Here is a 12793-nt window from a genome sequence, read left to right as displayed (position 1 = left end):
AGCCAAGCAGCCCGCTGCTATTGCCTTGTGTACGCGCCCGTCCAGCACGCAGGCAGTGGTCAGTCGAGCCGTTGACCGTCGGACTTCGGCTGCTGAACACAGCGGTCGCTTAGCCCGCCCTCCGCAAATGGCTCTGACCAGCCTGAAGCGGTCGCCGGCCAACTTGATCTCGCGATAACGATGTAGTCAGCTCTCGATGGTCGATCCATCAGGCGACGCAAGTGATTGCGCAGTTAGCGCATGATGACTCGCACGGTACGCACGCCTACACCTCGAATCCATAGTGATCCATCGGCGCGCTCGTGTTCTTGTGCAAGCTTGAGGATGGCGACCGCCTTGCGAAGCACCTCGGCCTTCGACGCCGCACCGTAGTGCCGCCGCAGGTCTTCAAGCGTCTGATCGAGTTTCCGGTCCACGTTGTATGTCGTGATCGCCATGACACCTAGCCGGCCTGATACCCACCATCGATGTCGTCACGCAGCAGGCCGCCCTTTGCGTCGCGATCCGTTTCGCGCTGCTTGCGCTCATCACCTTGTGACTCGGCCGGCGTTGGCTCAACTGGTCTGTGCAGACCTCGCTGCCGAGCTTCGTCGGCGGCTTTTTCAACCGCGTCGTCGAAGTTCTTCTGCAAGCGCCCGCTGCGAACGAAGTCCTCGAACGTGTCTGCCATAGCCGCCCCTGAAACCTGTTCCGACTCTATCCAGAGTTGGCGTCCGACGCGTCCCAGCGATGACTTTCCGCCAAGTCTGCTGCCGCTTCCCGATCCTTGGACAACGCTCGCGCCAAGCTGGCCGCACGCGCCTGATCGCGCGTCATCGCGCCGTTGATCACCGCTTCGCAGTCGCGCAAAAACTCCGCACTGGGCTGGTGGCCCTCGATGCGGGTGCTCGCCAGCGCTTGCTCGTGCGCCGAGCGGCGGCGGATCTTCGCAATGTCGCTCACGACGACAACCTCAGGGAATGCAGACCGTCGCCGGCGCGGCAAGCGCCGCCAGTTGCCCACAACTGCCGCAGCCTTCTGGCGCGGCCGGGCTGAGTGCCAAACAAGCTGTCGAGAAAGGCGCCCCGATCCGTCTCAACGAGCCAGCATGGCTCGTCACCTTCCGGCTCAAGGCACTCCCAGACGGCCAGGCACGCCGCGGCGCAACCTCCTCGTCCAAGGTAACGTTAAGGTGGTTATTTGCGGTGAGCCTGGCGGGATGGCGCATGCAAGCTATTGAATCTGCAGAGCTTTCTCTGGCGGCGTTCAAGGAGCGCGCTGGTTTCCCGTCCGCGCGACGATGGATTCGCAAGCCGCGGCGCGACATCGCCGACGCCTTGATGACCGCGTTTTGGGCGAACCGCATCAGCTCGGAATGCGGTGACGAGATCCTGATGCTTCGGTATTCGGCGCTCCGTGGGGAAGCCCACGCCGCCTTCTACTGGGGCAAGTACATCTGGCGGATGATGCTGCTCCTTGGCCCCAGCTTCGTTGAAGGTGGAATAGCCCAGGCGCTGGCAGATCTGTTGGAAGAACGGATCATGCCAATGGCGACGGTGCGGGACGAACGCTTCGGCTTCCCGTCGGGCAGCTTCAACTCGTTGGTTTGGCAGTACGTCGCCACGATTTATCAAGTCCTCCGCCTTCCGCCCGGGACGCTTGATGACCGCCTACATGCGACAGGACAGGGCATCCTGAATGGCGCTTTCGGCAGCGCCTACGCCTGGATATTCAACCCAGCACGGCTAACAACTTTCGGCGGCCCGCCAAATCAGTAGTGCGTTCGAACGACGCATGCCAGAAGTGACTATTGCGCGTGGTTGATCAATTTCAACTCGCGGCCTCATCGAGCCGTGAAAGCGTAGTCTTAAACGAGGCCATCAGAGGGGCCGCGCCAATCGGATCGGTTTGCAGCGCTGAGGCCAGTTTTCCTTCAAGGGCCGACCGGCCAGAAGCATCGCCGTCGGCTAGATCCCTCAGCAGACCACATATCGATTTACGGTGCTTATTTCGCAAGAGCAGTCGATCTTGTGACGGCGTTGCTCCAGTCACCACCATTGGCCGCCCCGGTGGAGCGAACCGATCCTTGTGACTACGGAGTCCAGCACGCTTGAACTCACCCTTTATCTGATGAAGCAGCGTTTTTGTTGCGTGGTTCCCCGAGATGGTGAGATCGTCCACATACAGCGTCATCGTCACCTGAGCTTGATCGCAGAGATTTTCAATCCGCTCGAACAACTTCAGATGAACGAAGTAAGACATCAAAGGGCTACAGGCACTTCCGGTAGCCAAGTGGCCTTCGACCGTAAGCGCCGTGGACATCAAAGTTGATATGTCACGCGCCCACCCCAAGCCCAGGAAGAAGTTCTTCAGATGCTGCGTCGTAGTATTCTCGTAAAAACTTGCTATATCGGTCGCCGCCATTGCGCGCACACCAATATGCTGTGATGAGTTAGAGAGATGGGATCTGTCTTTTGTCGCAGAATGCAAAAATTCGGGACGTTGAATTCTGTCCAGCAGTCTCAAGAACCGGTAGTGCAAAGTCAGTGTTAGCCCAGTAGGCTCCTGGATTTTGCGGACCTTTCCAGCTACAGATTCATCTACAAAGTGCCGGTACGTTGGGTTCTCTCCTACGTTGCGCACTTCCTCCACCGTCATGCGCAACAACGCCGCAAGCCGATGGATACTCTTTAAAGCATAAAGTGGAGACGCGGAAATAGAGTATTTTGCGCTGCGCTCGCGCCGAATCTCTTTTTTGAGTCGCTTCTTTTGAAGTTTATGCGGCTTGTTCGTCGTGCTCATGCTGGTCAATCCAATCCAGCATCTTGATCACCTTGGCCGCCATAGCTACACGCAGTTTATCGCTACGCTTACCAGAATCAAGCTGCTCGGAAAACAGCATCAATGTAGAAACGGGCACATTGAAGATGTCAGCGTATTTGCTGAGCAGCTCAACAGTTATTGCATGGGCCTTTGCACCAGATTCGATTTCACTTAAATATGATTTCGAAATCTGAAGCTTGCTCGCCATTTCTTGCTGCTTTAAGCCGTGATACCTACGCAGATGTCTTAAAGCTGAATGAAGCATATAGCACCATAAGGAAAAAGCAGGGGTTGATCGTCTTCGGTATTAATCTTCATCCAGCCATTTCCGCACGAGCCAGTAGGCCCCTCGAAACATCCACCAGATAGCTTTCAACACCAACGGGTTCTTCAGCAGGGGCAAAAGTCTTGCCCGGGCCTGCGTCCAAAACCCAACTTTCAACGGTCGTCCATGTTCAGCGGTATGGTCTTTGTCCATACGATCCTTTCTCAGTTGCCCCTTCGATCCACATGCCGAAGGGTCCAGCCCGCAACTAAAGAAGAGGGACGACTTTTACCCTGCTCTACCTAACTGCCACCGGCGGTCCAGCCGCCGGTGGCCTACCCGCGGAGACCGGCCGCGTACCGCGACCCGCTTCCGGGGAGAAGTTTGGAGGCCGAAGACCTCCGCAGACCATTGCTGGTCCGGGAACAACACTGGATTCATCTTCTCAACTGAACACGGGACGTAGCGTACACCAAGTTCGCTGTCAGCGAACAGAATTTTTCGCTGTCAGCGAACGATCGCAGTGCGGTCGCATCCCACGAGCGAGCTGCGACACGCGCAACATCACGTGCATCAGGGCGAAGGGCCCGGCAACTTGCGTCCACATGAGGACGCGCCGACACGACTGACGGTCCTCATAAGCGGTCGTTCAACTCAACATAGCCCAGTGGACGCGTTAGCTGGCCACTGCGCTCCGTGACGGCAACTTGACGTGGCTAGCGGTAAGCGCCAACGCACAGACGTTCGTCCTATCGCCGCTGTTATTGGGCATCCCTGGGTAACGCTAGGTAGGCGTTGACGACTGCAAGTCGTACGATCTGCTACGCGATGCGCTTGGTGCGGTCTTTAAACGCACATGTTCTGCAGTTGCGCACCGCGATACAGGGAAGAAAATAATGAATCAAGGAACACCTAAGCCGGTACCAGCTCTACTGACCGGAGAGTTGCTTCGCTCGTTGAAACTACGGGCAAAATGGCCATCGGTGCGCGAGTATCTCGGCTCCAAAGATTTACGCCCCCGTACGGGCTGGAGCGCCATAGATGACGCTCTCAATGGCAAGAAGCAGGCGCCCGAACTGCTCGCTGCTTTGCAGCAATACTATGCAGGCATAAATTTAGCGGGCGACCGGTACATCCAGCAGTACGACTTGGATGATTCCGCCATCGTCGATTTGCTGAAAGCCCTTGCATCAGCGCAGGTGGCAAGAAACGCTTTTCATACCCACTATCCTTTCATTCTCCCTGCGGCATCGCTGCACGCCGTCGGGAACCAGATGGAATTGTGCGAAATCACCCAACAGGGCGCCGACTATATTTTGGTGTTCTGCTCAAGGCGAGAATATATTGAACGGCAGTTGTTTGAGGGAAGCGCAGCAGCAGCAATTGGGGCATCGACCCCATCCCTCGCCGGGTTCGATCGAATCTTAGGCCTTAAAGCCAAATACTTTCAGGCGTTCGACATAGTCGCCATAAGGCCAAAACTCAAACGGGTGGAGTTTCAAATTGATCTGCCACCGGGCCAAGCCCGCGAAGGGCAAAAGGAGACGCAGACCCGGTTGCTACTGCAGACCGCTACTTTGTGCTTGCCTCCCTTGACCTTTATTGGACCGCTGACGCGGCCTGTGAATATGTTTCCCGCAATCGGGGAAATTTACAGCGACGCTCGCAACGGGGGCAAATTAAAGAGCCTGAAGCTTCGGACCGCAACGGGGTTAATCGATCATCTGCGCACCTTGGTAGATGGCGAGGATCTGCGCATAAATAAATATCACACCAATGCTACTGAAGCGGTAGGCAATAAAGTCGAACCATTTGAGGTTCTAACGGAATTAGAATTCAAAAACCCCGGGGGCAAAGTAACTGTAGCAATATCATCATCGGTCTCAATGCTTGCCTCGAATGACAAGTTCGTAGGGGGCTTCGAAGTCATGGGAGCTGCAACTCAGACCGACATATTACGAGCCACCTCGAAGGCAATGTCCTTTTGCTAGAAAGAGACGCACATGTCCGCGCTCGACGAACTTCGCGAGAGTGTTGAGCGGGTCTGGAAACAGCGCCCGCAAGAGTACACGCTATGCCTGCGGCTGATTTCTTATCTTTCGACGCCGCCGACCAAGCACAACCTCACGCTGGGAATGCTCAAAGATGGGGCGGGCATCAAATCGGCACAGTCTGGATCAGAGGGGGAGGCGCAGTTTGCGTCCGTTCTTCAGTATTTCTTACTTTCCACTTTCGCCCCACTGGAGATGCGCTTTGAAATTGTTGGAGAGGATGGCTTTCCGGTCGATGTAAGTGCAGATCAAATGGCGGAAGCCAGAAGTGACCTGACGCACCCGTTGACTGGGCTTAGGGACGAGGCCGTTCTAAGCCAGATAACTGTTTTGTTCAGGCCAGCCGACTGGATTCAACCTGTTGATAGCGGACGGGAAGGCTCATGAGCGGGTCGGCACATGAGCTGATAGCAATGATGCGCCTTGCTCCCGGTGGTGATCGGATGCTTGAACGCATCAACGCTTCAAACTATCCACAATTTGTTGACACCCTGCACAGAGACATCGATGAGTTGGTGCAGCGTATGGAGCAGAACCCCCATCGCTTCGAAAATCAAAGCGAAGACGATATTTCTTATTTCATTGGTAGCAATCTTGAATCAATGGGATACCTGGCGACGTTTGGCGAACAACATGGCGGAAGCGTCGACATAACAATACGCTCAACGACAAAGAAATGGTTCTGGACCAGCGAGGCAAAGGTTTATAGAAAGCTCGACGACATGCGCGAAGGCTTCTTGCAGTTCACAACGCGATATTCGCCGTTCGACTGGCAGGATGCTCGTGGCGGTGCATTCATCTATGTTAAAGCTGGGGATGCCAACGACAAAATCACTACCTGGCGTGATTATCTTAAGGACAACCCTCCGCCTGAATTGACTCTAGCAAATTGCCCCACACGCCCGAGCTTCTCTTTTTACTCCAGCCATAAACATCAGAATTCTGGTCTCCCGATGTCGGTGCGTCATATTGGCATAGTTCTGAATGTTGCGCCAAAAGATAAGAGTGCGAGAGGTGCTGCGAAGCACACAACTAATACTCCGTGATTTAACGTGTCAACTCGCGCGGCACCTCTGGGCCTTCGGCTAATTCCCTCACGCGTCAGCTCTAAAAACTGAGCATGCGACGCCGTCTGGACGGCTTAAAGAGACTTGCGGCGTAAGTAGTGAGTGCGCAGCCATCTCGGCCCGGAGCGAAATCCCGGCAGTGATACGAGCTGCCCGCCGGCTGGCAGCCGCCGCCGCATACCGATCAGCCAGCTCACCTAAGTGCCGCACCAGCGCCGACGGTCGGAGCAGCCGAGCGGGGAGGCCGTGGCAGTTCCATCTTCGGTGAGAAAAGTTCCACCTTGAGTGAGAACCGACAGTCACCCCGTACGGCTCATCCCCCCGAATCTGCAGTTTGTCGCGCCCCGCTAGGTCCCGACCGGGCGGGGAGATATGGTGTGCTACATCAGCAACACACCTCGGAGCTCCCATGACTCCCACCTGGACTGACCAGGCGCCGATCTACCAGCAGCTGGCCGACCGCCTGGCGGTGCAACTGCTCGACGGCAGCCCCCCGGAAGGCGAGGCCCTGCCCTCGGTGCGCGTTCTCGCCAGCCAGTACGTCATCAATCCGCTGACGGTCACGCGGGCCCTGCAAGCGCTCAGCGACCACGGCCTGATCGAGTCGCGCCGCGGCCTGGGCATGTATGTGACGACGGGAGCCCGTGAACGGCTGCTGCGCCAGGAGCGCGAACAGTTCCTGCAGAAGGACTGGCCGGCCCTGCGCGCCAAGCTCAAGCGCCTCGGGCTGACCGCCAAGGATCTGAACTGGGAGTCGACATGAACCTCATCGAAGTCAAGAACGTCACGCTGAGCTACGGCAAGAAGACGGCGCTGAATGACGTTTCCATCACCGTGCCCAAGGGCCGCGTCGTCGGCCTGCTGGGCCACAACGGCGCCGGCAAGACCTCGCTGATGAAGGCCCTGGTCGGCCTGCTGCCGGTGCAGGGCGAGCTGAACGTGCTGGGTCTGCAACCGACCAAGAACCGCCAGCAGCTGCTGACAGAGCTGAGCTACATCCCCGATGTGGCGGTGCTGCCGCGCTGGGCCCGTGTGCATGAGCTGATCACGCTGATGGCGCGGCTGCAGCCCAAGTTCTCGGCCGAGCGCGCCCGCGCCCTGCTCAAGCGCACCAGCGTCAGCGAAACGGACAAGATCAAGAGCCTGTCCAAGGGCATGGTGGCCCAGACCCACCTGGCGCTGATCGCCGCCATCGACGCCAAGCTGATGATCCTGGACGAGCCGACGCTGGGCCTGGATGTGGTGTCGCGCAAGAGCTTCTACGAGATGCTCATCGACGAATGGTGCGACGGTGAGCGCAGCGTGCTGATCTCGACCCACCAGGTCGAGGAGGTCGAGGCCCTGCTGAGCGACGTGATCATGCTGGACGAGGGCCGTGTGGCGCTGTCCATCAGCCTGGAGGACATCGACCGCCGCTTCGTGGCCCTGAACCACGACCCGGCCGCCGCCGATGCCATGGCCGCCGCCCACCCGCTGCTGCGCTATCGCGAGCAGGGCCGCACGACCTCGCTGTTCGACGGCGCCCCGCCCGAGCATGTGGCGAGCCTGGGTCAGCGCGTGCGCCCCAGCCTCGTCGACCTCTTCATGGCGCTGACCCGCAACCCGGCGCTGAACGGCAAGCAGGCCGCCTAAACCCCAAGGAGATGCCGTCATGAGTTCCCACCTCCCCACCCTGCTGCTGCGCGAATGGATGCAGCACAAGCGCGGCTGGCTGATCGCCGCCTTCGCACCGCCCGTGCTGTTCCTGGCCATGCTGCCCTTCGGCCAGGTGCAGGGCCTGCCGACCGAGCACATGGAGCTGCTGGCCCTGGCCATGCTGCTGCTGAGCGCTGCCACGGTCTTTGTCGTCTGCCTGCTGGTGGCGCTGTTCCAGCTGCCGGGCCTGGCACGGCGCGACGCCCAGGATCGCTCCATCGAGTTCTGGCTGTCCCTGCCGGGACGCCCGAGCGAAAGCGTAGCCGCAACGGTGCTGGCCCATGCCTGGCTGGCACCCCTGGGCGGCGCCGTCATCGGCGCGCTGTTCGGCATCCCGATCGCAATGTCGGTGCTGGGCAGCAAGGTGGGCTTCAGCGAAGCGCTCTCGTTGAACTGGGGCGAAGTCATCTCTGCCGCCCTGCCGCTGCTGGTGCGTGGCCTGATCGGCACCGTGCCGCTGCTGCTGTGGCTGGCGCCGATGATCTTCGTGCTGATGGCAGCCTCCGCCTGGCTCAAGCGCCTGGGCGTGCCCCTGGTCTTCGTCGGCGGTTTCGTCGTCACCCTGGTGCTGCACAAGGTCTACAGCATCGACTGGCCGCTGGAAGTGCTGGGCGACTGGAACAATCGCCTCAACCACACCCTGGTGGGCGACGAACATGGCCTGAAGGCGGCGCTGATGTCCTCGGGCGAGAACCTGTGGGCGTGGATGGCCCAGGACCTGGGCCGCACGCTGGCCGAGCTGGCCTCGCTGCAGTTCCTGGGCTGGACCGCCGTGGCAGCCGCCGGCTTCGCCCTGGTGGTGATGAAGCGGGCGCGTGGCGCCTGATCGGTTGCTCGTCCAAAAGCAAAACGGGGCCGCGGCCCCGTTTCTTGTTGGCGCCGCGCGGTGTCAGGCGGGTGCCAGGCCTTCGCCCGAAGACGGATTGACGATGCGGGCCGCCATTTCCTTGCGGAAGCGGTTGAGCTCCTGCACGGTGGCGAAGCTGCGGTCCATCAGCAGGCTCATGTTGTGCAGGATGCGCTCGACAACCTTGTTCTCCCAGACCGAGTCGAACTGGATCTGCGTGTCCAGCCAGCGCTCCAGCCACTCGGGGTCGGGCAGGCGGCTCTGGATGGTGTCGCGCGGGAACAGCTTGGCGTTGACGTGCAGATTGGTCGGGTGCAGGGCCTGGGCGGTGCGGCGCGCGCTCGCCATCAGCACGCCGACCTTGGCGAAAGCGGCGCGGGCCTCGTCGCCGAACTTGGCCATGGCACGCTTCATGTAGCGCAGATAGGCGCCGCCATGGCGGGCCTCGTCGCGCGACAGGGTTTCGTAGATGGCCTTGATGACAGGCTCGTTGTGCCACTCGGACGCACGGCGGTACCAGTGGTTGAGGCGGATCTCGCCGCAGAAATGCATCATCAGCGTTTCCAGCGCCGGCGCCGGGTCGAAGTCGAAACGCACCTCGTGCAGCTCCTGCTCGGTGGGCACGAGGTCGGGGCGGAAGCGCTTGAGGTATTCGATCAGCACCAGGCTGTGCTTCTGTTCCTCGAAGAACCAGACCGACATGAAGGCCGAGAAGTCGCTGTCCTCGCGGTTGTCGCGCAGGAACATCTCGGTGGCCGGCAGTGCCGACCACTCGGTGATGGCGTTCATCTTGATGGTCTGGGCCTGTTCGTCGCTCAGCAGGGATGCGTCGAACTTGTCCCACGGAATGTCGCGGTCCATGTTCCAGCGCACGGCTTCGAGTTGCTTGAACAGTTCGGGGTAAAGCATGAGAAATCCTCGTCTAGAGGCGGCATTCTAAAAGTTCGCGGCAGCGTGTCATTTCTGCAGCGATGGCGGCCAGCCCGTCAAGGCAGCGAACGCCCTCCGGACACCCCGGCAAACGCAGTGCCCGGCTGCTGCTGCTGGCCCAGATTTCAACGGTGGCGGGCAGTTGCGTCCGCAGGCTGGACAAGCCGTCCAGCACGGCCCGCTGCGGCAGTTGGCCGCTGAAGCTCAGCACGACCACGTCGGCCTGGTAGGCCTGCGCTGCGACCGGCAACTGGGTCAGCGGCGTCTGCGGGCCCAGCGGCAGGCAGACCGCCCCCTCCAGGCCCAGCAGCGCCTCGACCATCAGCAGGCCCAGGGCATGGCCCTCACCCGGCAGCGTCGTCAGCAGCGCCCGCGGCTGGCGGCCCTGGGCGCACGGCAGCGTGTGCAGAGCCTGCCGCAGCACGGTCTGCAGGGCTTCGCCGAAAAGATGCGCCTGGAAGACCTGCAGGCGGCCGCCCATCCACAACTCGCCAACGCGGACGGTCAGCGGCGCGAAGACCTCGAGGACGGCGCCTGACAGGCCGCGGCGCAGCAGGGCCTGCGACAGGGCGTTCCGCAGCCCGGCCGCGTCATGGACTTGCAGCAGGGCGACGCAGGCGGCGATCTCCGGCGCCTGAGGTGCGGCGCCCGGATCAGGCGGGACCGGCGGCTGCAACAGGACCGACAGCTCCTGAGCCGGCGCCGGGACAACGCGGCCGGGGCGATGACCCGCATCCAGCAGCCGCTTCAGCAGGCGCAGGCGCTGCACCTGCTCGGGCGGGTAGAGGCGTTCGCCGGAGGCATCGCGCTGGGGCGACGGGAAGCCGTAGCGGCGCTCCCAGACACGCAGCGTCTCCTTGTGGATGCCGGTATCGCGCTCGACGGCGGCGATGCCGATGCCGCTGGCGGGGTCAGTCATCTCAGGCCCTCGAATCGCTCATGGCTCGCCCTGGACAAGGTGGGGACGGTAGTCGATTCCTGCCGCGACGGGTCGGGCCGTGCGGAACACGCCTGGAAATATTCGACAAAGCGGCTTACACGTCCTACTGTTTGTATTCCTGCTGCCGCGGCGCGGGGTGATGTGAGACAGCCCAAGACGAGGACAACAATCGTCACAGGAACCCGGTACAGCCCCTTGGAATTCCGCGTTCGGCATCCACTCTCAAGCTACACACCAGTGAAAACCCGAGTCCGGCTCGACGCCGCACTCTCCGTTCAACCAGGAATTTAGGTCGCGCAACCTCTCTGAATCAGAGCAGCAATCTCGCAAGCCGTTCTCCTCCTCCTCCCTCCCTCCCTCGTTGGCTTCGAGGCGTTCTGCGACCGCTTTTATGACCAGGGCCCGCGCCATCACGACGCGGGCCTTTTTCATGCACGGCCGGGAGTGACTACTTCAGCCATCCTTTGCGACGGAAGTAGATGAAGGGTGCGGCGACGGAGATCAGCATCAACACGAGGGCGAACGGATAGCCCCAGGCCGACTCCAGCTCGGGCATGTTCTTGAAGTTCATGCCGTAGATGGACGCGATCAGCGTGGGCGGCAGCAGGGCGACACTGGCCACCGAGAAGATCTTGATGATCTTGTTCTGGTTGATGTTGATGAAGCCGACGGTGGCGTCCATCAGGAAGTTGATCTTGTCGAACAGGAAGGCCGTGTGCGAGTCCAGCGAGTCGATGTCGCGCAGGATCTGGCGCGACTCCTCGAACTGCTCGGCGTTCAGCATGCGGCTGCGCATCATGAAGCTGACCGCGCGGCGCGTGTCCATGACGTTGCGGCGGATGCGGCCGTTCAAGTCTTCCTCGCGGGCTATTGATCCCAGCACTTCGCCGGCCTCGGCATCGGTCACGTCGCTCTTCAGCACGCGGGCGCTGACAAGCTCCAGCTTGTCGTAGATGCCTTCCAGCACGTCCGCCGAGTACTCGGCGTCGGCGTCGTAGAGCTTGAGCAGCACATCCTTGGCGTCTTCGATGAGGGCCGGGATGCGACGCGCGCGCAGGCGCAGCAGGCGGAACACCGGCAGGTCCTCGTTGTGGATGGAGAACAGCACGTTGTTGAAGAGGATGAAGGCGACGCGCACATTGCGTGCGGGCTTGCCATCCTGGCTGTCATCGCCCTCGATCAGAAAGTCTGAGCGGATGTGCAGCTCGCCGTTGTCTTCCTCGTAGAAGCGGGCCGACTCCTCCAGATCCTCGTCGACGATGTCTTCAGGGATGGTCAGGCCGAAGCGATCGCGGATCCAGCCCTTTTCCTCGGCGCTCGGGCTCTCCAGGTCAACCCAGACCGGGCGCGACTGGGCCAGGTCCTCGGCAGTTTCGATTTCTTCCTGGAACAGGCCGCCCTTCAGGCGCCCGTTGTCCAGCGTGAACACATTCAGCATGCATCGTCTCCAGCAAGGCTGGCGAAGGGGGACGACGGCTGGCGCCGTCCGGGGTGGCGGGATTCAGTCAACCGTCTCACTCCGGGCGGGCGGGCCTCAGACAGGCCGGCGGCGGGAGTGGACGGTCACCGAGGGTGATCGCTGTCCAAGAAGCTCTCCGTAGGGGGAATCCGAGGATTATTGCACCCGCGCAAGACGTGAAAGAAGCCGCAAAAACGAGGCCCTCCAGCCGACAAACGGTCACCGTCATCCCCTTGTCACGCAGCGGCTTCGCGAGCAAACTGGGCTCGTCGATTCCCCCACTCCCACCCACCTCCGCTACCCGAAAGACCCCTCCTCTCCCTCCTCCCCTTCGTCTTAGTTTTCTGGTTTGTTTTCCGTCCCATCCCTCTGAAAGGAGGCTTTATGAATCTGACGATCAGTGGCCATCATCTCGAAGTCACCCCGGCGCTGCGCGAGTACGTGCTAACCAAGCTGGACCGTGTGACTCGCCACTTCGACCAGGTTGTTGATATCAACGTCCTGCTGACCGTAGAGAAGCAAAAGGAGAAGGAACGACGCCAGCGCGCTGAAGTCACGCTGCACGTGAAGGGCCGCGACATCTTCGTGGAACAGTCCCACGAGGATCTATACGCCGCCATTGACCAACTGATGGACAAGCTGGACCGCCAGGTCTGCCGCCACAAGGACAAGGTGCAGGATCACCACCACGCCTCGGCCAAGCGCCTCGAGGTGCCGGCACGCTGAGCCTGCCAACT

General features: G+C 60.7%; 16 protein-coding genes. 8 read left to right on the top strand and 8 right to left on the bottom strand.

Annotation, left to right across the window (positions count from 1 at the left end):
• Positions 1–233: 233 nt before the first annotated feature.
• From ACS5PN_RS16450 to ACS5PN_RS16440, 3 genes are read right to left on the bottom strand one after another with little or no spacing between them, the layout of a single operon-like run.
• On the bottom strand, positions 234–437 hold the full coding sequence (locus ACS5PN_RS16450; RefSeq protein ID WP_439465053.1) for a hypothetical protein: 204 nt from the start codon (positions 435–437) through the stop codon (positions 234–236).
• Positions 438–442: 5 nt separating this feature from the next.
• Complete coding sequence (locus ACS5PN_RS16445) at positions 443–670, bottom strand: hypothetical protein (protein WP_439465052.1); 228 nt, start codon at positions 668–670, stop codon at positions 443–445.
• A gap of 26 nt (positions 671–696) precedes the next feature.
• Positions 697–942, bottom strand: coding sequence for an antitoxin VbhA family protein (locus tag ACS5PN_RS16440; protein WP_439465051.1), 246 nt, complete (start codon positions 940–942; stop codon positions 697–699).
• Between the two features lie 17 nt (positions 943–959).
• Here ACS5PN_RS16440 and ACS5PN_RS16435 point away from each other — a divergent pair, with 17 nt between their 5' ends.
• Entirely contained in the window at positions 960–1757 is a 798-nt protein-coding gene (locus ACS5PN_RS16435; RefSeq protein WP_439465050.1) for a hypothetical protein, read from the top strand.
• 52 nt (positions 1758–1809) lie between these two features.
• On the opposite strand, the gene ACS5PN_RS16430 is transcribed toward ACS5PN_RS16435, so the two are convergent.
• Together ACS5PN_RS16430 and ACS5PN_RS16425 are read right to left on the bottom strand one after the other, a co-directional pair.
• Entirely contained in the window at positions 1810–2781 is a 972-nt protein-coding gene (locus ACS5PN_RS16430; protein WP_439465049.1) for a reverse transcriptase family protein, read from the bottom strand.
• Entirely contained in the window at positions 2756–3067 is a 312-nt protein-coding gene (locus ACS5PN_RS16425; protein WP_439465048.1) for a helix-turn-helix domain-containing protein, read from the bottom strand. The genes ACS5PN_RS16430 and ACS5PN_RS16425 overlap by 26 nt, the downstream gene beginning before the upstream one ends.
• Before the next feature lie 896 nt (positions 3068–3963).
• Here ACS5PN_RS16425 and ACS5PN_RS16420 point away from each other — a divergent pair.
• The 6 genes from ACS5PN_RS16420 (at position 3964) to ACS5PN_RS16395 (ending at position 8706) form a co-directional block, all read left to right on the top strand.
• Positions 3964–5058: a hypothetical protein gene (locus tag ACS5PN_RS16420; RefSeq protein ID WP_439465047.1), complete on the top strand. Its 1095-nt coding sequence runs from the start codon at positions 3964–3966 to the stop codon at positions 5056–5058.
• A 12-nt stretch (positions 5059–5070) separates the two neighbouring features.
• Positions 5071–5505: a hypothetical protein gene (locus tag ACS5PN_RS16415; RefSeq protein WP_439465046.1), complete on the top strand. Its 435-nt coding sequence runs from the start codon at positions 5071–5073 to the stop codon at positions 5503–5505.
• Positions 5506–5561: 56 nt separating this feature from the next.
• The gene (locus tag ACS5PN_RS16410; protein WP_439465045.1) at positions 5562–6164 is read left to right on the top strand and encodes a hypothetical protein; all 603 of its coding nucleotides are present in this window, start codon (positions 5562–5564) and stop codon (positions 6162–6164) included.
• A gap of 430 nt (positions 6165–6594) precedes the next feature.
• Complete coding sequence (locus ACS5PN_RS16405) at positions 6595–6948, top strand: GntR family transcriptional regulator (RefSeq protein WP_439465044.1); 354 nt, start codon at positions 6595–6597, stop codon at positions 6946–6948.
• The gene (locus ACS5PN_RS16400; protein WP_439465043.1) at positions 6945–7817 is read left to right on the top strand and encodes an ABC transporter ATP-binding protein; all 873 of its coding nucleotides are present in this window, start codon (positions 6945–6947) and stop codon (positions 7815–7817) included. Before ACS5PN_RS16405 ends, ACS5PN_RS16400 begins: the two co-directional genes overlap by 4 nt.
• A gap of 19 nt (positions 7818–7836) precedes the next feature.
• Positions 7837–8706, top strand: a complete 870-nt coding sequence (locus ACS5PN_RS16395; RefSeq protein ID WP_439465042.1) for a hypothetical protein — start codon at positions 7837–7839, stop codon at positions 8704–8706.
• Positions 8707–8769: 63 nt separating this feature from the next.
• On the opposite strand, the gene ACS5PN_RS16390 is transcribed toward ACS5PN_RS16395, so the two are convergent.
• From ACS5PN_RS16390 to corA, 3 genes are all read right to left on the bottom strand, one after another.
• On the bottom strand, positions 8770–9636 hold the full coding sequence (locus ACS5PN_RS16390) for a ferritin-like domain-containing protein (RefSeq protein WP_439465041.1): 867 nt from the start codon (positions 9634–9636) through the stop codon (positions 8770–8772).
• 13 nt (positions 9637–9649) lie between these two features.
• The gene (locus tag ACS5PN_RS16385; RefSeq protein WP_439465040.1) at positions 9650–10576 is read right to left on the bottom strand and encodes a MerR family transcriptional regulator; all 927 of its coding nucleotides are present in this window, start codon (positions 10574–10576) and stop codon (positions 9650–9652) included.
• 469 nt (positions 10577–11045) lie between these two features.
• The gene (corA, locus tag ACS5PN_RS16380; protein ID WP_439465039.1) at positions 11046–12035 is read right to left on the bottom strand and encodes a magnesium/cobalt transporter CorA; all 990 of its coding nucleotides are present in this window, start codon (positions 12033–12035) and stop codon (positions 11046–11048) included.
• 405 nt (positions 12036–12440) lie between these two features.
• Between corA and hpf the strand changes: the two genes are divergently transcribed.
• Positions 12441–12782, top strand: coding sequence for a ribosome hibernation-promoting factor, HPF/YfiA family (hpf, locus tag ACS5PN_RS16375; RefSeq protein WP_056200061.1), 342 nt, complete (start codon positions 12441–12443; stop codon positions 12780–12782).
• Positions 12783–12793 lie beyond the last annotated feature (11 nt).

It is taken from the genome of Roseateles sp. NT4 (genome assembly GCF_051857475.1).
In the GTDB taxonomy this organism is placed as follows: Bacteria; Pseudomonadota; Gammaproteobacteria; order Burkholderiales; family Burkholderiaceae_C; genus Pelomonas.
The sequence above is the reverse complement of the archived record's forward strand: the minus strand, read 5'-3'. Positions and strand labels throughout refer to the sequence as shown.